The sequence below is a fragment of the Mesorhizobium sp. P2_E7 genome, from assembly GCF_056403855.1.
On the sequence record NZ_JBFUER010000013.1, the window covers coordinates 1 to 18,726 of the forward strand.

General features: G+C 62.4%; 18 protein-coding genes. 8 read left to right on the forward strand and 10 right to left on the reverse strand.

Features of this window, described 5'->3' with window-relative positions:
• From AC1DYC_RS30755 to AC1DYC_RS30780, 6 genes are all read left to right on the forward strand, one after another.
• A partial coding sequence (locus AC1DYC_RS30755; protein WP_477411432.1) for a type I secretion C-terminal target domain-containing protein occupies positions 1-2,068 on the forward strand: 2,068 nt, incomplete at its 5' end.
• Positions 2,069-2,140: 72 nt separating this feature from the next.
• Positions 2,141-2,509: a hypothetical protein gene (locus AC1DYC_RS30760; protein ID WP_023725556.1), complete on the forward strand. Its 369-nt coding sequence runs from the start codon at positions 2,141-2,143 to the stop codon at positions 2,507-2,509.
• Positions 2,510-2,546: 37 nt separating this feature from the next.
• On the forward strand, positions 2,547-3,284 hold the full coding sequence (locus AC1DYC_RS30765; protein WP_477411433.1) for a lytic transglycosylase domain-containing protein: 738 nt from the start codon (positions 2,547-2,549) through the stop codon (positions 3,282-3,284).
• 98 nt (positions 3,285-3,382) lie between these two features.
• Entirely contained in the window at positions 3,383-4,570 is a 1,188-nt protein-coding gene (locus AC1DYC_RS30770; RefSeq protein WP_477411434.1) for an ABC transporter substrate-binding protein, read from the forward strand.
• A gap of 159 nt (positions 4,571-4,729) precedes the next feature.
• Complete coding sequence (locus tag AC1DYC_RS30775; protein WP_477411454.1) at positions 4,730-5,407, forward strand: thermonuclease family protein; 678 nt, start codon at positions 4,730-4,732, stop codon at positions 5,405-5,407.
• Positions 5,408-5,576: 169 nt separating this feature from the next.
• Positions 5,577-6,329 carry a GGDEF domain-containing protein gene (locus tag AC1DYC_RS30780; RefSeq protein WP_477411435.1) on the forward strand — a complete coding sequence of 251 codons (753 nt, stop codon included), beginning with the start codon at positions 5,577-5,579 and terminating at the stop codon, positions 6,327-6,329.
• A gap of 100 nt (positions 6,330-6,429) precedes the next feature.
• On the opposite strand, the gene AC1DYC_RS30785 is transcribed toward AC1DYC_RS30780, so the two are convergent.
• From AC1DYC_RS30785 to AC1DYC_RS30795, 3 genes are read right to left on the reverse strand one after another with little or no spacing between them, the layout of a single operon-like run.
• The gene (locus tag AC1DYC_RS30785) at positions 6,430-6,603 is read right to left on the reverse strand and encodes a hypothetical protein (RefSeq protein WP_477411436.1); all 174 of its coding nucleotides are present in this window, start codon (positions 6,601-6,603) and stop codon (positions 6,430-6,432) included.
• 1 nt (position 6,604) lies between these two features.
• Positions 6,605-7,588, reverse strand: coding sequence for an aldo/keto reductase (locus AC1DYC_RS30790; protein WP_477411437.1), 984 nt, complete (start codon positions 7,586-7,588; stop codon positions 6,605-6,607).
• Positions 7,589-7,604: 16 nt separating this feature from the next.
• Positions 7,605-7,760, reverse strand: a complete 156-nt coding sequence (locus tag AC1DYC_RS30795) for a YjiS-like domain-containing protein (RefSeq protein ID WP_477411438.1) — start codon at positions 7,758-7,760, stop codon at positions 7,605-7,607.
• 234 nt (positions 7,761-7,994) lie between these two features.
• Here AC1DYC_RS30795 and AC1DYC_RS30800 point away from each other — a divergent pair, with 234 nt between their 5' ends.
• Positions 7,995-8,864 carry a LysR family transcriptional regulator gene (locus AC1DYC_RS30800; RefSeq protein ID WP_477411439.1) on the forward strand — a complete coding sequence of 290 codons (870 nt, stop codon included), beginning with the start codon at positions 7,995-7,997 and terminating at the stop codon, positions 8,862-8,864.
• A 68-nt stretch (positions 8,865-8,932) separates the two neighbouring features.
• Here the strand turns inward: AC1DYC_RS30800 and AC1DYC_RS30805 are convergent, their stop codons facing one another.
• The 3 genes from AC1DYC_RS30805 to AC1DYC_RS30815 form a co-directional block, all read right to left on the reverse strand.
• Positions 8,933-9,349 carry a hypothetical protein gene (locus AC1DYC_RS30805; RefSeq protein ID WP_477411440.1) on the reverse strand — a complete coding sequence of 139 codons (417 nt, stop codon included), beginning with the start codon at positions 9,347-9,349 and terminating at the stop codon, positions 8,933-8,935.
• A 112-nt stretch (positions 9,350-9,461) separates the two neighbouring features.
• Complete coding sequence (locus AC1DYC_RS30810) at positions 9,462-10,784, reverse strand: epoxide hydrolase family protein (protein WP_477411441.1); 1,323 nt, start codon at positions 10,782-10,784, stop codon at positions 9,462-9,464.
• A 118-nt stretch (positions 10,785-10,902) separates the two neighbouring features.
• Positions 10,903-12,228, reverse strand: a complete 1,326-nt coding sequence (locus AC1DYC_RS30815) for an acetamidase/formamidase family protein (protein WP_477411442.1) — start codon at positions 12,226-12,228, stop codon at positions 10,903-10,905.
• A gap of 395 nt (positions 12,229-12,623) precedes the next feature.
• Here AC1DYC_RS30815 and AC1DYC_RS30820 point away from each other — a divergent pair, with 395 nt between their 5' ends.
• Positions 12,624-14,210: an FAD-binding protein gene (locus AC1DYC_RS30820; protein ID WP_477411443.1), complete on the forward strand. Its 1,587-nt coding sequence runs from the start codon at positions 12,624-12,626 to the stop codon at positions 14,208-14,210.
• 154 nt (positions 14,211-14,364) lie between these two features.
• Here the strand turns inward: AC1DYC_RS30820 and AC1DYC_RS30825 are convergent, their stop codons facing one another.
• The 4 genes from AC1DYC_RS30825 to AC1DYC_RS30840 form a co-directional block, all read right to left on the reverse strand.
• Positions 14,365-15,093: an ABC transporter permease gene (locus AC1DYC_RS30825; protein WP_477411444.1), complete on the reverse strand. Its 729-nt coding sequence runs from the start codon at positions 15,091-15,093 to the stop codon at positions 14,365-14,367.
• A 4-nt stretch (positions 15,094-15,097) separates the two neighbouring features.
• On the reverse strand, positions 15,098-15,805 hold the full coding sequence (locus AC1DYC_RS30830; protein ID WP_477306908.1) for an ABC transporter permease: 708 nt from the start codon (positions 15,803-15,805) through the stop codon (positions 15,098-15,100).
• A gap of 80 nt (positions 15,806-15,885) precedes the next feature.
• Positions 15,886-16,683: a transporter substrate-binding domain-containing protein gene (locus tag AC1DYC_RS30835; protein WP_477411445.1), complete on the reverse strand. Its 798-nt coding sequence runs from the start codon at positions 16,681-16,683 to the stop codon at positions 15,886-15,888.
• A 69-nt stretch (positions 16,684-16,752) separates the two neighbouring features.
• Positions 16,753-18,672, reverse strand: coding sequence for a DUF2817 domain-containing protein (locus tag AC1DYC_RS30840; RefSeq protein WP_477411455.1), 1,920 nt, complete (start codon positions 18,670-18,672; stop codon positions 16,753-16,755).
• Positions 18,673-18,726: the final 54 nt, after the last annotated feature.

Consider the following 18,726-nt stretch of genomic DNA (forward strand, 5'->3'; position numbering starts at 1 on the left):
CGCCCTCGCCAACAGCGGCTCGGTCCCGGTCAACGTCACGACCCCCGACGGCAACACGCTGACCATCACCGGCTTCAATGCCGGCAGCGGAACGGTCAGCTACACCTATACGCTCCTCGACAACGAGACCCATTCCGTTGCCGGCACCGATTCCATCTTCGACAACATGTCGGTGACGGTCACCGACACCGATGGCGATGTCTCGGCTCCCGGCACGCTCTCGATCCAGATCATCGACGACGTGCCGACATTGGGAACCGTGCAAAGCCAGCAGGCAAGCACCGATACGTCGCAAGCGCCGGCGGTTGGAACACTCCACTTTGTCGCTGGCGCCGACGGAGCCGGGGCCACCATGACGATTACGGCCAACACAACAGGCATCACCTCGGCCGGCCACAACCTCATCACGGAACAGTCGGGCAGTGTGTTGACCGCTTATGCCGACAACAACAACAGCGGAACCCACGATGCGGGCGACACGGCGGTCTTCACCATCACCGTCAATCCGAATGCCGGCACGTCGGGGCAGTACACGTTCGACCTTTTGGCGCCGTTGGACGGCACTGTCACCAATGTTTCCATTGCCTCGAGCGGCGCCTACGGCTCCGGCCCCAGCAATTCCATCGTGGTGACGGCGGGCGGCCAGAATGTCGTGATGGTGACCGGCTGGGCGCCGACGGGCAGCTTCAATGAAGCAGCTTGGCTTGCCGGCGGCAATCCGGCGCTCACGCAGACGTCCAATGTCAACGGCTCGAGCGCCGGTTGGGGGCTTGGCAACAACAACTTTGACGCGGGCGAGTTCATGCGTTTCGATTTCGGAACGCCTAACGACTACGATGGCGTCGGACCCTACACGCCGCCGGCCATTGCCATAGCCAGCGTCAGCTATGCCAAGTTTTCGTTCGATGCGGTTACCGCCGGTGACAAGATCGAGTTCGTCGCCCACTATACAAACGGAACCACGGCTTCCTTCATTCCAACGGTCGGTTCGACGCTGCTGACGATCACATCGCCTGCAGGAACACAGATCGCATGGGTCGACGCCTATGAATCGACGGGCAAGACCAAGCTAAACCTCACCGATCTCGGGGTTAGCAGCACCACCGTCGACCATACAATTCCGGTGACGCTGCAACTCACGGATGGCGATGGCGACGCAACAGGGACGGCGAATTTCACTGTCCACGTGGCCGCCGGGCTGACACCCTTTGCGGTTGCCGCGCCGGTCGTGCTCGACCTCAACCACGATGGAATCCACACCACCGATCTGACGCACTCCGCCGTTTCGTTCGACTATAACGGCGATGGCGTCGCTTCGAAGACCGCCTGGGTCGACACGCATGACGGTATCCTGGCGATCGATCTCAATGGCGACGGCAAAGTGAACAACGGTTCCGAGATCGTCTTCACCCAGCATGCCGCCGGCGCCGCGACCGACCTTGCCGCGCTCGAACAACTCTATGACACGAACCATGACGGCAAGCTGACTGCCGCCGATCACGACTTTGCGCAGTTTGGCGTCTGGCAGGATGCCAACGGCAACGGCGTGTCGGATGCAGGCGAGTTCAAGTCGCTGGCCGCCCTGGGCATCGTCGAGATAGGCCTCGATAGCAATAATCAGCACTCGGTTTCGGCGGACGGCTCGGTCTTGACCTATGGCGAAGCCACCTTCACGACTGCCGACGGTCAGACAGGCGCGGTCGGCGACATCGGCTTCGGCAACTACGATAGCGCTGGCTCCGGAAGCACTGCCGCCATCGCCGGCACTTCGGGAGCCGACACGTTCAAGATCGACAATCTGGACATCAAGGATCTGATCGCCGATTTCCATGGCGGTGAAGGGGACAAGATCGACTTGAGCGCGCTGTTCGACAAGGCGCCGGCCGGCAACATCGCCGACTATGTGCATTACGACAGCGCGACCAGCACCGTGAGCGTCGACACCAGCGGATCGGGCAACGCGGCCAACTTCGTGGATGTCGCCGTTCTGCAGAATGCGCCGGCCGCCGGCACGATCAACATCCTCTACGACGACACACAGCATCAACAGCACACGGCCACGATTTAGCACTTATGCGTGGCCGTGCTCTCATGCTATATATTAGCGAAACATAAAACCGCAGTTTGGAGAGGGACTTAAATGAAGCGTTGTGCAAGATTGCTGGCTTCGGCTGCGGCGCTGCTGCTGGCTGGATCGACGGGCTTCGCCGCCGACATCATCGAAGGGCCGGTGGCCGACTATTGCCGCACGGTCGGCACGTCGAACCTGGTGCTGAACGACAACATCGTCGATCTCAAGGCCGAGGTGGTGAAGCTGATGGACGAGTCGGTGGCCGTCGCCAACAGCTCGGAATGGATCAACTCTTCACGCCCGGCCTTCGTCTGGGCGTCGGAAGCCAAGGTCGCCTGCGGCATGGCCTATGGCTATCTCAAGACGAACTACAAAGACGAAGATACCCTCAACAAATGCGAGTGCTTCCACGATCGCATGGTCGAGTACATGAACTAACCGGCAGGGATCGAGCCGCGCCGTTTGGCTGATCGCGATGGTCGGCGGACGATTGACCAAGGCGATCGCTGCGGCGATCGCATTCGCCGGTTTTGGCCAGCTTTTCACGCAAGCCCACGCCAACTGGCTGGAACGACCAGCCCCGTTCGGCTTACCGCGGCCGGCCCGCTGCGACGCCGCCCCGGAATGGACGCGCGAGACATTCAAGGCGTTCGCGACATGCCAGGCATCGCTCTACGGCCTGGAGCCGGTGCTGGCGCACGCGGTGATGGAGATCGAAAGCGGTTTCGATCCCGATGTGCACGGCGCCGATGGTGAAGTCGGATTGATGCAGGTGATGCCGGGAACGGCGCGAATGCTCGGCTTTCGCGGTTCTCTCGACGAGCTCGGCGCGCCGGCGACCAACATCGCGCTCGGCGTCAGATATCTGGCGCAGGCGAACAGCCTTGCCGCAGGCGACCTCTGCACCACCGTCATGAAGTATCGCGCCGGGCATGGTGAAACCCGGTTCTCCGAACTTTCGGTACGCTACTGCCGGCATGCGCGAGCAATCCTGGCGCGAGAAGGTTTTGCGGTGACCGGGCCGCTACCGGTGGCGACGTTCGGCTTTTCCGCATTCCCGTCCGCAGACGACAGCGCCCCTGCCCAAGGCAAGCGGATTTGCGTGCGCCGGTTGTTCGTGCCCGGGCCGCGATACATGAAATGCGCCGACTATCGAAGCGTCGGGCAAGCCAAGGTGATCAAGGCGCTCCGGGCAAGACTCTTCGACGGCTAGACCACAATGCAGCAATTACAAAGACGGCGAGGCAAGTCTGCCGTAAGATGAATGGGATGAGACCGGGACGAACACTCGGCGGGATAGGGGGAGGTATCATGAAAACTGGCCGGCAGGGCCACTATTCGTGGACGTGGGCGATCGCGTTTGCGGTTATGGTGTCAGGCTGCCAGTCGAAAGGCAGCGTCTCGGACGCGCTCGATCCGGCAGCGATCGCCGCACCTGGAGCGCCGGCCACCGGCGCCGTTGCCAGCCCGGCCACGCAATCGCTCGGCACCGGGCCGACGAAGGTCGCGATGCTGCTGCCTTTGTCGGCCCCTGGGACCGCCGGCGAAAACGGCAGGAAGATGCTCGACGCGACCAAGCTAGCGATGAGCGATCTTGGCAATGCCCTGCTCACGGTCACGGTCGAGGACACCAAGGGCGACAGCGCGCATGCCAGCGAATTGGCGGTGCAGGCGATCACGAGCGGAGCCAAGATCGTCATCGGCCCGGTCGAGCTTCCTGCCGCTCAGCACATAGCCAAGCTGTCGGGATCGCAGCGGCCGCCGGTGCTGGCGCTGGCCGACAATTTCGCCGGTGGCCCGGGCGTCTATGCGGTGCGTCTCAACGAGGCCGACAGTGCGGCCGCGGGCGCAGCCGGCCTGGCAGCCAAAGGCAGCAAGAAGTTCGTGCTGCTCGTCGCGGCCGGCGCGAATGCCGGCGCGATTGAAAAGCGGGTCGCCAACAGCCTCAGCATCTATGGTGCGACGCTCGCCGTCACCATTCCGTATTCGGCCGGTGACGGCGGCACAAAAGCGGTCAACGACATGGGCTCACTGGTCGATGCTCCCGATGCCATCGTCATCGCCAGCGGCGACGATAACCCGTCACAGATCCTTGCGGCGCTCAAATCGAAAGGCATTCCTGGAAAAGCCGTCGCCGTCGTTGGAACCAACCGCTGGCTGGAACGTCCGATCGAACCGCTGTTTGAAGGATCCTACATCGCCACCCTCGACCCAAACGAAACCGGGCCGATCGCCGACCGCTTCAAGACGACCTACAATTATCCGGCCGACCCCAATGTCGCCTACGCCTATGATATGGTCGCCCTGACAGCGGGGATTGCCAGCGCGGTCGGTCCTGACGGCTTCAACAAGCAGGTGCTCGAAAATCGCAGCGGATTTCGCGGATCGACCGGCTTGTTCCGGTTTCGGGCGGATGGCTCCAGCGAGCGATCCATGCCCTTTTATCAGGTTCAAAAAGGTGCGCTCAAACTGGTCGCCAAATCGACGTCTGGGTACTAGAGCGGTTCAGCGTTTCGCGGAATCGCTGCTCCGCTCTAAGTATTTGTTTTACGCAATTCCGGACGGAAAACCGTTGCACACTTTTCCTGGAATTGCTCTGAGGGCGAGACGCCCCGGGGTCTGCTTGAGCTGATGGGCTGGCTGAGGCGCAATCGCTTGGTGGTGTTGCTCGGAAGCCTGCTGCTTCTGGCTGGGGTCTTGTTGATTGTCCGAGCCGCCGATTTTCTTTCGATCGATCGACCGTTACCAGCGCCACGTCGATCCATCGACGATGGCCAGCCAGCGCGACCGCCAGCGACCGTCGCCGATACGCCATGGCGAGGGCGGGCACGCAAGATTGCTCAGGACCTTATCGCGCCGCCGCAGCTTGATCCGGCGCAAATCGAACGGGCAGAGCCGCGCCCGCCGCTCAGCGACCTTGGCCTGGCAGCACCCGCAGGGATGCGGATGCCAAAGGATTGGTCAGCGGTGCTGCTGTACCAACCGGTTGCCACCTCGTCGGCGACCTTCGAATCCATGGGACGCACGGTAGCCATCAGCGGGGTCCAGGGCATCGACCCGGACACGACCTGTTTGTTTCGCGGCGTCGCCTGGCCTTGCGGCCAGCGTGCACGAGCAACGTTCAATTCGTGGCTGCGCGGTCGGGCGCTCAAATGCGTCGTGCCGCCGTATATCGATCGTTTTGCCATTGCCGCACCGTGCAATTTGGGCAAACAGGACGTCGGTGCCTGGCTTGTTTCCAACGGCTGGGCGACGGCCCTGGCGAGTGGCATCTACGGCAAGGCCGAAGCGGTGGCCAAGGATGCGGAGATGGGCATATTCGGCCCGCCACAATAGCCGACAATTCGGTGTCGCTAACCGTTGCCCGCGCAGCCTTGCTTTGAAGGCCATGTTCGGGCCGATGGTAGGCGATTGCGCCATTACTCAAATTGTATGATTCCTCGAAACTGAATGTGCAACACCTTGGCCTTATGACCAATCGATTCGATCCGCGGGAGTTTGGCTAATGACGACCCCAATGGCGAACAGCTCGCCCCGGCAATGGAAAGACGTCGCATGGCTGACCGCCCTGGGATCGGCGGGACTCTTGCTGCTGTCAGTTGGCCTCAACTACCTGCTTCTGTTCTCGGAAGCATTGACGCCGTTCGGCCGCAGCATGGTCACAGCGGTCCTGTTGCCAGTCATCATCGGTGGCCCGCTTCTCCTGTTCATTGGCCTGCAGCGGATCGAACTCGGCCATTATCGAAGAGAACTCAACAAGTCGGCGACCTTTGACAGCCTGACTGGCTGTCTCAACCGGACAGTCTTCACGGCGATGGTTGACAGGAGAACACCGCGGCAGGAATCGTCCGGTCCAAGATCCGGCGCCTTCCTGGTCATTCATCCGGAACATATCAGGTCGATCAATCTGCGCTTCGGGCTGGGCTGGGGTGACGAGGCCTTGCGGCTCATAGCGTCGACCATCCAGTCATCGGTGCGCAAGGAGGATCTGGTCGGCCGCATCGGAACCTCCATGTTCGGGGTCTTTCTGCCCGGTGCGACGGAAGACGACGCCAAGGAGATCGGCGAGCGGATCCGGGCGCGCGTGGCGCAAGCCTATTTCGCGCCGAAAGGAACAGAGGATATCCTGACCATCAGCGTCGGCGGCGTGGTGTTTGAAAACGAGCTGGCATTCGAAGACATGTTCCGGTCGGCGGAATCGCTGTTATCCGGCGCCGAACACAAGCCTGGATTTCAATTGTCGCACCTGCCCAACTAACTCTGAAACGGGCCACGCCGGAGGCCGGCTCTGTTGCCGACCCGACGAATCGAGCTGCCAGCTGGGTAGTTGATGGCTTCAGTTGACGATGCAGCGTCACCTATATCCGGTCGATAATCTGCAGGGCGGTCCAACTGCCCAGGGCCTTGGCCAGCACGTCTGCCTCCTCCGCACTGCCGTTCAATTCGCGATGGAGCCGGTCTGAGAAGAACCCGTTCTCCACGGCTGCACGACGATCGGCCATGTGGTTGGATGCGAATTTCGGGATCGTCACACTAGGCGGTCTCGGCAATATTCAGCACGGCGTCGATCTCGGCCATCGCCGCTGCCGGCAGCGGCCCTTTTTCCAGTGCACCGAGATTGTCCTCGACCTGCTCGGGCCGCGTGAAGCCGGGAACCGGCAACGTGATCGCCGACCTGGCGAGGATCCAACCGAGCGCGCCCTGCGCAAGCGTGCGTCCGCCTGAGCTGAGCAGGTCGCGGATTGCCGCTAGCCTCGACAGGTATTGCGGGTTGGCGGCGCCATCCCTGAAGAACACCATCCATTCGGCATTCCCGCCGCGCACGTCATCGGCAGGCAGCTTCACAGCCGGCGTGTATTTGCCGGTGAGCAGCCCCATTGCCAGGGGCAACCGGCTGAACGAGATGAGGTTCTCGCGCGCCGCAACGGCCATCAGCTCGTGCGCCGGGGTAAACACATTGAAGTCGTTCTCTACGGCGACGAAACCCTCGCGTGGCGCGTAGGCGGCAAGCCGTTCGCAGTGGTCGGTGCTCCAGCCGAAGGCGCCGATCTTGCCCTCCTGACGCAACAGGCCGAGCGTATCGAACACCTCGCCAGCGCGCTCGATCGGATATTCGTTGATATGCAGCAGCGCGACGTCGATGCAATCGCGCTGCAGGCGGTGCCGCGAATTGTCGATCGATCTCCGGATCGCCGCGGCAGAGGCATCCTCGGGAGCGATCTTGCGCGTTTCGGGATCGCCGAAATAGCCGACCTTGGTGACGATGACGGCTTCGTCCTTGCCCTTCAATGCCCGCCCGAGGATCAGCTCTGCATTGCCGGCGCCATAGGCGGCAGCCGTGTCGAATACCCGCGCACCGATGTCATAGGCCATCGCCAGCGCGGCTTGCGACCTGCTGTCATCGACCTCGCCATAGATGGTCGCTGTATCATTCCAGCGCGCGGCGCCGCCCGCCGCCCAGGTGCCGATCCCGATGCGCGGCACCGAGCGGCCATCCCAAAGCTCCATCATCTGCATGGCCGTCTCCATAGTCTCAACGGCGCAAGCTGGCGTGGCGGGCACGCTCACGGATCTCTTCGCGAGAAATGCCGGCATCCGCCAGCGTGCTGTCCGGGGCCTGCCTCAAGCTCGCAAGCGTCTGGCGATAGACAAGCCAGCGGGCGAAACGATATCGAAGTTCATCCAGCATGATCGTCTCCTTTGGCGCGCAGAATGCCCACGCACCTGGGTTGCTTGAAAACGCAAAACATCTGCTCAAAGCGCTTGCGTGATCGAAGGACTACGCCGGCTTCTTGGTCAGCCGAGGCGCTTGTCACCGTCCGCCCAGGCAGAATTTTCCAATGCCTCCAACGCCTGCATACTTGCGCGTGATGCCCGCTTCGCGCTACAGCCATGGTCGCAACGAGTTTTTCATTTCTGAAAAATGGACATTGGCTGGGACGATCTGAGGTTGTTTCTCGACGTGGCGCGGCTGGGTGGCTTGAGCGCGGCGACGGCAACCACGCGCCTCAGTGCGGCCACCCTGGGACGACGCGTCACCGCGCTCGAAAAGCAGATCGGTGAACCGCTGTTCGTGCGTCAGCAGACCGGCTACCGGCTGACCCCGGTCGGTGAAGAACTGCTGCGGCGCGCCGAAGACGTCGAGGCGGCAATGCAGTCGCTGACCCGCTGGCGCGAGGGAAACCTGCCAGACCGCATCGTCCGCGTCTCGGCCGGGCCATGGACCTCGGCCTTCGTTTCGGCCCATATCGGCGAAATCTGGACGGTCGATGACGGCATAAGGCTCGAGCTTGTCACCACCACCGAGCGGGTCGACATCGGTCGCCGTGCCGCCGACATCGGCATCCGCAGCGAGCGCCCGACCGAACAGTGGCTGGCTGGCCGTCAGAGCGGCAAGGTCGCCTATGCCCTTTATTCGGGACGACACCTGATCAATGGCATTGCCGCCGGTTTGTTCGTCGGCGTTACTGGCGAAGGGGCAAACGTCGCCTCGGCGCGCTGGCTGCAAGCCCATCACGGCGACCGCATCGCCGTGCGCGGCAACAATACGCATTCAGTGCGTGAGCTGGTGGCCGCCGGCGCCGGCCTTTCCATCTTTCCGTGCTTCGTCGGCGACAGCGATCCGCGGCTGGTTCGCGTCGCCCAGCCTATCCCCGAACTCGAAACCGACCAATGGATCGTCACCCATCACGAGGAACGTCACTCCCCGCCGGTGCGAAAAGTCGCCGACCGGATCGCCAGCTTGATGCGGGCGCACCAGCCGCTGTTTCGCGGCGAGACGCCGATCCGGTAAACCTCGGACGTCGATCGGCCGTCAGCTGACCAAGCTATCGCGGCTTGACGACTGGCACGGATCGGCTTTCACAGCGGCGAAAGTACCCCGTCGTGAGCTGTTCGAACTATATCCGGTCGATAATCTGCAGGGCGGTCCAATTGCCCAGAGCCCTGGCCAGCACGTTTGCCTCCTCCGCACTGCCGTTCAATTCGCGGTGGAGCCCGGTCCGAGAAGAACCCGATCTGCACGCCTGCACGACGATCGGCCATATGGTTGGAAATAACGCCGGTCGGCAGATCGACGCGGAACGTATCCTCCACCACTCCGTCGTCGGTCACCGCCTGCACGCGCAGGTCGATGAACTGCAAGCCGACCGGCGCCACCGAGGCGGAGGCCGCTGCGACGAGGCCGGCCAGGGGCGATGGCTCCTGCGATTTCGGGTCGTAAACGCAAGGCGCGGCCAGGATTGCCAGTCCAAGGATGTAGATCGTCAGGAATTTCATGAGCCTCTCCGGGGACGAGGACATGCCTCGTGATGTAATGGATTGAAAGGTCGAGATCGCATCCACCGACATTGGGCCAGTGGATGCGATCGGCGCCATCCGCAACAGACAATCAGCGCAGCGGCCGGAACGCGAGACGAAGATCCTTGGTCAGGGCTTCGGGCTGCTCCCAGGCGGCGAAGTGTCCACCCTTTTCCGGTCGGTTGTAGTAGAGCAGATTCGGAAAGGCTTTCTCGACCCAGCTTTTTGGAGCCTGATAGAGTTCATCCGGGAACGCGCTGACCGCAACCGGGATGGTAATCCCCTTCGGTGCGAAAAAGGCGAGCTTGTTTTCCCAGTAAAGACGGGCCGACGTGACGGCGGTGTTGGTCAGCCAGTAGAGCGTGATGTTGTCCAGCACATCATCGCGCGTCAGCCCTTCGGCCTTGCCATCGAACACCCGCGCGATCAGCTCATAGCTGCGCGCGTCGTGATCGAGCATCCAGGCGGCAAGACCGACCGGCGAATCCTCGATCCCGTACAGAGTCTGCGGCCGAGCCGACATCTCCTGAGCATAGGCGAGGCCGTGCGTGTAGAAGAAGTCGAGCTGGCCGTAGGCACGCTGCTCGTCGGCCGACAGGCCCGCGGGGGCAGGTTTGCGCGCTTCAAGCGCCTTCTCGATCTCGTCGGGGACGGCACCCGGCATGTTGGTGTGGATGCCCGCCAGTTCCGGCGGCGCCTGAACGGCCATCTGCTCGGTCACGGCGTCACCCCAATCGCCACCCTGGGCGACAAACCTGCTGTAGCCGAGCCGCTTCATGAGCACGGTCCAGGCCCGCGCGATGCGCTGGGGATCCCAGCCGAGTTCGGTCGGCTTTCCGGAAAAGCCGTAGCCGGGAAGCGAGGGGATGACGACATCGAACGCGTCCGCCTCGGTGCCGCCATGCGCGGTCGGATTGGTCAGCGGATCGATGAGCTTCAACTGCTCGATGACGGAGCCCGGCCAACCATGGGTGATGACGATTGGCATGGCGTTCTTGTGCTTGGAACGGGCATGGATGAAATGAATGTCGACACCGTCGATGGTCGTCACAAATTGCGGCAGGGCGTTCAGCCTGGTCTCGAACCGACGCCAATCATAGTCGCTCGCCCAATACTGGGCGAGCTTCTGCATGGTCGCCAGCTGCACCCCTTGCGTGATGTCGTTCACCAGTTCCCGGCTCGGCCACTTGGTCGCGGAAATACGGCTTTTGAGGTCCGCCAGTTCGCGGTCGGTCGCATGAAACTGGAACGGGCGGATGGCGGTGTCGGCCGGACGCGCCGCCTCGCTCGTCGCAGCTGCGTCCGCCTGCGCGACTATGGCGGTCGGGGTCGAGGGGTTGGCGTATGCGGAGATCGGCAGGCCGGCTGCCACGATCAGCGTGGAGGAGGCAAGAAAACGTTTTGTACGGGTCATATCCAGTCGTCCTTTTCTAGATGGAGCCGCTCGGCGACATTCGGGAAAAGTTTGGGTTCAACAAGTTGGGTACAGGGGCACGGCCGCCTGACGGCCGTGCAGGGAACACTGAGCGTTGCTAGAGGCCGTAAAGGCCGCGGGCAAAGTCACCCAGGCCCTTGGCATCCAGCGCCGCGAGCGGAGCACGCAGTGTGACGCGCACGGCGCCCGGATGCCGCCCGATCTCGATCGCACCGGCGACAGTGGCGCGGTTCATGACCTCGGCAAGGCTGAGACCAAGCACGTCGGCGGCGCGTTGCAGGCCATTGTCGGTCGCCTGGTTCGGATTGGCGCCGGTGCCGATGAAGGTGACCGGCGCGTCCTCTTCGACCTCGGCAATTCCATGCCGGGCGGCGAGGGCGGCGACAGCGTGCTTCTCGCCGGCCGTCAAAGGACGCGCGAGGTAGGGCAGATCTTCGCCGCGCGGGAAGAGGATCGGGCCGTCGATCTTCAGCCCCTTGATGACATGCACTTCCAGCGTGGCCGTGCCCGCCACATCGGCGGTGTGCCCGGCAATTTCGCCGTCGCCCTGGAAAGCATGCATGTCGCCCAGGTAGATGCCGCCGCCCGGAACCTTGACCGGGCAGATCAGCACCGCTCCCTCGCGAACCGTGTTGACGTCGAGATGACCGTCGGTCTTGTGGGTGGCAAGCTCTTCCCTGGTCAGCGAAAAGACGTGCGGCGCGTCCAGCAGGAACGCGCCGAAATCACCGGCATTGTGCGAATCCGGCATCGCCTTGGACGGCGTGGTGCCGAGCTGCCCGAGGAAGGGACGCAGTCGCGTGGCGACTGCGACAAGATCAGCCGGAGCAAAGGTCAGGATCGGATTCTGGATCGACGTATCCGGCAGAGCCATCAGCTTGCCCGCGTCCTTCGCCATCCTTTCCGCTTCACGCCGATCGACGGTGAGGCCGACATGGCGCTCGTCATCGAAAGCGATCGTATAGCCATTGGCAAAGGTAAAGGGCGTGGCGTCGGCTCCACACTCTTCACAGCGGATGGAGGTCGGGCCGATGCCTTCGATGCGCGTCGCCGGCCATTCCGTTCCGCAGCGGGGGCAGACTGCCGCACAGAAGGGATCGCCGTTGAAACGGCCGGCCATGACCTTGTCATGGCCGGATGCCGTCGCCGCCGACGTGACCACCAGCGAGCGGATGCGGATGGCGATGGCGTCGCCGATCTCGGCGCCTTCGACGGCCACCGGCCTGGTGACTTCGTGTCCGCCCCGGATCGCGGGCGTGATCATCGGCCCCCAGCATCCGGGCGCGGTGTTGGCAATGATGACGCCGCCATCGGCGACCGGCCCGAGCATGGCGACCGCCGGGTCAAGAACACCGTTGGTCAGCTCATTGACGAAAACGGTGCGCTGCGCCGACCTTGAGTGAGTGGATGGTTTTTCAAGCACGCTTGTTCCTCCTTGACCAAAATTGCATCCGAAGCTGGCCGCGATTTGGTCGTTGCGGAGTATCGTCAATGTGTCCGGAAACGGCATTTTTGTAACGCAGTGTAGCAAGCTGACATGGTGCCGCTCAGCACGTTGATGCAGGCCCGCAAGACCGCGGTGGCGCGATGACCGAGCCTGCAAAGTATTCGCCGACGAGGATCCATTGACATTGGTCGGTCACAGGCGCCTAATTCTCTGATTGAGAAGTATACTCAGTTGCTATGTTATTTTAAGACTTACTTATGTTTCGACGGATCGGCGCCGGGGAAAGACGTTCGCCCTTGCGCGAAGCGACCGGCGCGGGTCTGCAAAGCAGGCACCAAGCGACAGGCGTTCGATGAGAGAGGAGTTCGCACATGCCAACACCGCCCATGCCCTATCGCCGCCCGCCGCTCGTATCGGACCGGCAGGGTTTCGACCGGCGCTGGTTCGCACCCAACCTCGAAATGGTGTTCACCCCTACCACCGCGGACGATGTCCGGGACATGATGAACCAGGCGATCTGGAAGTACAGCTACAAGCCCGGCGAGATCCAGATCACGTGCGGCCGCCACTGCTACGAGGGCTTCGTCTACAATTCGACGACCAAGTGCATCATCGACGTCACCGGGGTCAACAGCTACGGCTTCGACGTCGACAAGGGCTATTACATCGATGTCGGCAACGGCAACTGGGACATGTACCGGACGTTCTTCAACGTCTATGGCCGCACCTTGCCCGCGGGCTCCTGCTACTCGGTCGGACTGGGCGGCCACATCACCGGCGGCGGATACGGTATCCTGTCCCGGCTGCTCGGCCTGGCGATCGACTATCTGACCGGCGCCGACGTCGTGGTCACGCCGGGCGACGGCAGGACGCCGCAACTGGTCTATTGCAGCGCCGGCCAGCATTCCGACCTCTATTGGGCGATACGGGGCGGCGGCGGTGGAAACTTTGGCATCATCACCCGCTACTATTTCCAGGACCCGCCGGTGGCGCCGCAATATCTCTATGTCAACACGCTGACCATTCCGTGGACCAACTTCACCAGCGCCGGCGTGCTGCAGACCTACTTGGACACCTTCTTCCAGTACGAGTGCTACACCGCGCCGTGGGACGAGTTCAGCATCTTCCACGCCAACCACCAGCAGGCCGGCTCGATGACGGTGTCGACCTTCTATCTCTACAACCAGCCGCTCGGAGCCGACGTCGCACCCTACGAAGTCGACCTGACCCGACGCGTCAACGCGCGGCGGCAGCGCTATGCGGCGCTTGGGCCGCTCTCCGACATGCCGGGCCAGCATATCGGCCATCCGGGCTGGCTGGCCGACAACGGTCCGCTGATGCCGACCGACAGCAACGTCTTCCGCCGCTACACCTTCCTCGAAGGCGTGCAGCAGGTGAACGGCTCGGGTCCCAACCGCTTCGGCAAATACAAGTCGGCCTATATGAACAAGGCTTTTCCACCGGCGCAGGTCTCGGCTTTGTGGACATGGCTGCAGAAGGTGCCGGCCGGGGTGCCGGCCTCGGACATGGCGGCCAGCCTGTGCCAGATCGACTCCTATGGCGGCAAGATCAACACTGTTGGGTCCAGCACCACGGCGATCCCCCAGCGAAGCTCGTACATGAAGCTGCAATACCAGACCTACTGGGACAACAGCGCGCCCGTCGGCCAGGACGACCCGGTGCAGGCCAAGGCCCATGTCGACTGGATTAACGGCATGTATTCGGAGGTCTACTCCGCCTATGGCGGCTTCCCCGACCCGCGCCGGGATCCAACCGGGACCGTCGACGGCTGTTACTTCAACTACTGCGACACCGCGCTCGGCGTGAACGGAACACCCGGGATCAGCAACGCCATGTACCTCTATTTCAAGGACAACCTCATGCCGTTGCAGAGCACCAAGCGCAAATACAACCCGCTCGATTGGTTCAGGAGCGCGCAGAGCATCCCGCTGTCGTGAGATCAAGGCAGGCAATTTTCTGCAATGAAATCAAGACTTATGACGGGCCAGGAGGATGTACCATAGTCTTTGATTTCATTGGCTTTTTCGTAGGCCAAAACCAGAAATCGTCTCGTATTGTTCCGTATGGTCCCGCCGCGCCTACGGCCGTTCTCTAAACCGCTGCCGATGCATCCAGACGCGGTGTGGATATGCCTTGGCGAGCCTGTGCTTCGTGCCTCATGAGATACCGCTCTATCGAGCGTACGATCGCGATCAGCAGCAGATTGACGACCAGATACAGTATTCCGGCAATTGCGAAGATTTCGAAGATCGCGAAGGTCTGGCTCATCAGCCGCTTGGCGTAGCCGGTGATCTCCAGCACGGTGATGGTGGAGGCCAGGCTCGTCCCCTTGACCACGAGAATGAGCTCGTTGCCATAGGCCGGGAGCGCCTGGCGGATCGCTAGCGGGAACTCGATGCGGCGAAAGCGCAGAAGCCGCGACATGCCGCAAGCCTGTGCCGCTTCGACAAGGCCTGCCGGGACCGACATCAGCCCACCGCGCAGGATCTCGGATGTATAGGCTGCGGTGTTGAGCGCCAACGCCAGCACCGCGCAGCGGGAACCGTCGCTGATCACCCACCACAGGACAGCGTTGTCCCGGACCAGGCTGACCTCGCCAAGCCCGTAGTAGAAAATGAAGATCTGGACCAGCAGCGGCGTGCCGCGAAAGACGTTGCTGTAATATTTGGCAAAGCCGGCCGCGAAACGATTGGTCGACAGCCGCATCAGGGCCAATCCCAGACCGAGATTGAAGCCTATCAGCACCGAGACCAGTGTCAGCGCAGCCGTAACCCACAAGCCTTTGAGCAGAACGGGAACTGCAAGCGGGATGAGTTCCATGGTCCTACCTCCGCGCCCGTAGCCGAAGCAGGCGTTCGATGCCGTCGAAGCCGGCCTGGCTGACAAGCGTGATGACCAGATAGACGACGGCCGCGATCAGATAAAAGATGAACGGATGGCGGGTGGAGTTGGCGCCGATATAGGAAATGCGCATCAATTCCTGCAGCCCGACCACCGAAACCAGCGCCGTATCCTTGATCGTGGTCTGCCAGACATTGTTGATGCCCGGAACCGCGATACGCAGCATCTGCGGAGCTATGATGCGGCGGAAGATACGGCTGCCTGGCAGGCCGAGGGCACGCGCGGCCTCGATATGTCCGTTGGGGATCGACGCCAATGCGCCCCGGATCACCTCGGTCGAGTAGGCGCCAGAGATTGCGGCGATAGCAATCACCGCGATGACGAAGGCATAACCGCTCTCCGCCAGCCCGGCATAGCCGAAAGCGGTGATGACCTTGGTGACGAATTCGACCGAACTGAAAAACAGCAGGTAGATGACGAGGAGTTCGGGAACGCCCCGAACCACGGACGTGTACCCGTCCACCAGCAGCGACAGCGGAAATATCCTGGCCCATTTGATCAGGCCGCAGACAATGCCGATCAGCAGTCCGGCAACCATGCTGGACAAGCCGACCGCAATAGTTACGGCAGCGCCGCGCAGAATGGCACCCACCCAACCAGCGTCCCAAACCTGCCAGAGACCGAATTCCATGAGATTGCTCTACTATCAAGTGTGAACGAGACAGTCGCATGCGCCTGCCAGGCGCATGCGATGCCGCACGTTGAACGGCGTCAGTTGCAGGGTCTGGAAATATCCGTCTTGAACCATTTCTGGCTGGCATTGCCGATCGAACCATCCGCGATCAGTTCGCACAGCGCCTTGTCGATCTTGCCCTTGAGTTCGGTGTTTTCCTGCGCGATGCCGACGCCGATTCCTTCACCGAGCGTTGCATCGAATTTGCTTTGAATCTTGACATCGACCAGCTGAAAATTCTTGCCGTCCGGCTTGTCCAGGAAGTCCTGCAGGGCGGATTGATCCGCGAAAGCCGCATCGATGCGGCCGCTCGCCAGGTCGATCTGCATCTGGTCCAGCGTGTCGTAGGTCTTCAGGTCGGCATCGGGCGCACGCTTCTCGAGGAAATGGGCGTGGGTCGTGCCGGCCTGCACGCCGACCTTCTTTCCCGTGAGGGCTTTCAGCAGCGTGTCGACGTCGGTGATCCCGGCGAGATCCGAGCCCTTCGGGGCGACGAACATATTGGCGAGTTCGGCATAGCCGACGCTGAAGTTGATCTCCTTCTTGCGGTCGGCGGTGATCGACATGCCGGAGATGATGACATCGAAGCGCTTGGCCTTCAGCGCCGGGATCAGGCCATCGAAGGCCTGCACGACGAAATGGCATTTCAGCTCGAGCTTGGTGCAGAGCAAGGCGCCGACATCGGCGTCGAAACCGGTGACGTTGCCATTGGCGTCGGACATGCTCCACGGAGGATAGGCGCCCTCCGTGCCGATGGACAATTCACCGTCGGCGGCAAGCGCACTTCCGGTGCTCGCGGCCAGGAATGCGAGCAACGACAAGACTTTCAGTTTCATGGTCAGTTCCCCTTTTTTGATGTTCATTGCTATCGACCTCTCCGGCGCCAACGGGAGCCTTCGAGGGTGTCACAGCGTCCGGGCCAGGAACTGGCGCAGACGCTCCGAGCGCGGGCTGCCAAACAGCTCCGCCGGCGCGCCCTCCTCCTCCACCTTTCCTTGGTGGAGAAACAGAATCTTGTGAGAAACCTCGCGCGCGAACTGCATCTCGTGCGTCACGAGGATCATCGTGTTGCCTTCCTCGGCGAGCTGGCGGATCACCCGCAGCACCTCGCCGACCAGCTCGGGATCGAGCGCCGATGTCGGCTCGTCGAAGAGGATGACCTTGGGCCGCATGGCAAGCGTGCGGGCGATGGCGGCGCGTTGCTGCTGGCCTCCCGACAACTGGCCTGGATAATGCGCGTGCTTGTCGGAAAGCCCGACCTTCTTCAGCAAAGCATGGGCGTGGTCGACGGCCTTGTCGCGCGACTCCTTCAGGACATGCCGAGGGGCCTCGGTGATATTTTCCAGCACCGTCATGTGCGGCCACAGATTGAAGCCCTGGAACACCATGCCGACGCGGGCACGAATTCGCTCGACCTGGGCCATGTCGGCCGGCCCGGCACGGCCGTTCGACGTCTGCTTCATCTTAATGACTTCGCCGTCGATGGCGACCTTGCCGCCGTCCGGCTGTTCCAAGAGGTTGATGCAGCGCAGGAACGTGCTCTTGCCAGAGCCGGATGAGCCGATCATCGAAATGACCTCGCCGGCGTGCGCGGTGAGGTTGACGCCTTTCAACACCAGTAGGGAGCCGAAGCTCTTGTGAAGGTCTTCGATCTGCACCGCCGGTGTCGCAGCCTTCAGCAAGGCTGCTTGGTCCGCAGCGGCAATGCGAGCCGGTGACGGCGTTTGCTCGCTCTGGCTGAGCCCGCTTGCCGCGGCTTCGACCGCCTGCAATTCCGTCAGCGCGCGATCGAAATAGCGCAGGCTGGTGGACAGGCAGGTCCGCTGCCAATCCGGATCGTCGGGAATGAAAGCACCGCGCAGCGTTGCCTTGATCCGTTTGCCGATGACGGAATCGATCCTGCCGAAAAGATGCAGCCAGTTGTCGGCCTGGACCGCATCCATGACGGCGGCTCCATCCAGCGTGCCGCATTCCACGACGAGCGGCAGCACCCGCGCGTTCGGCATCGCCCTGACGACGGCCTCGGAGACATAGCCTGTGGCCGTCGCGGCAATGCCGGTGCCGGTCGTCGCGTCCGGTCCGGTGATGACGGTGGCGAGCGCCGGACCGAAAACGGACTTGCCCCACGCCATGCCGGAATGCTCGGACGTCGCGACCGAAAGCAGGGCCGGATAGGCGTAGGGGCCGGCACCGGTATGCAGGTCGAAGACGACGGCATGACGCGCGCCGGCGGCAAAGGTCGAGAGGATGTCGATCAACGTCCGGTTCGACCAGACGGCGCCTGAGCCGCCATAAAACAGTCCGTCGGGGAATTCGTATTGACCGGCCTCGACAATGGCCGCCAGCCCGGCCTGCCCGAGCTTTTTTCTGCTGGCGAGCAGTTTCTCATCGGCAGCGACTCGCTCCGGTCCTTCCCATTCCCTACACGTCAATATGCCGTGCAATCCGGCATAGGCGTTGTTCTCCGGTGGTGTGCCCGCGGACCAATCGATAAAATTGCGGTTGAGGTCGACATTGTCCTCGTTGACGCGTCGGGACCACGCCGTACCCCAGGGGTTGATCAGGTGGATCGCCAGCACGGCCGTTTCCGCGTCCAGCTTCCATGGGCTCTTCTGACTGAGCCAGGCGGCCTGGCAGGCCGAGCCGAAAGCGCCCTCCACGCCGTGGGTGCCGGAAATGAGCACGATGAGTTTTTGCGCATCGCGCCGCCCCAACAGCGCGACATCGGTCGCCAGAACCTCACCGTCCGGCCCATGCAGCGGATGGAGATATTCGGTCAGTTCCGCGCCCGCGCGCTGCGCCGCCTTGCGAAACCTGTCGCGCATCGCGGTGAAGGAAACCGCATATGGCTGCGGCGCATGGTCATGGCGCGCCGTGGG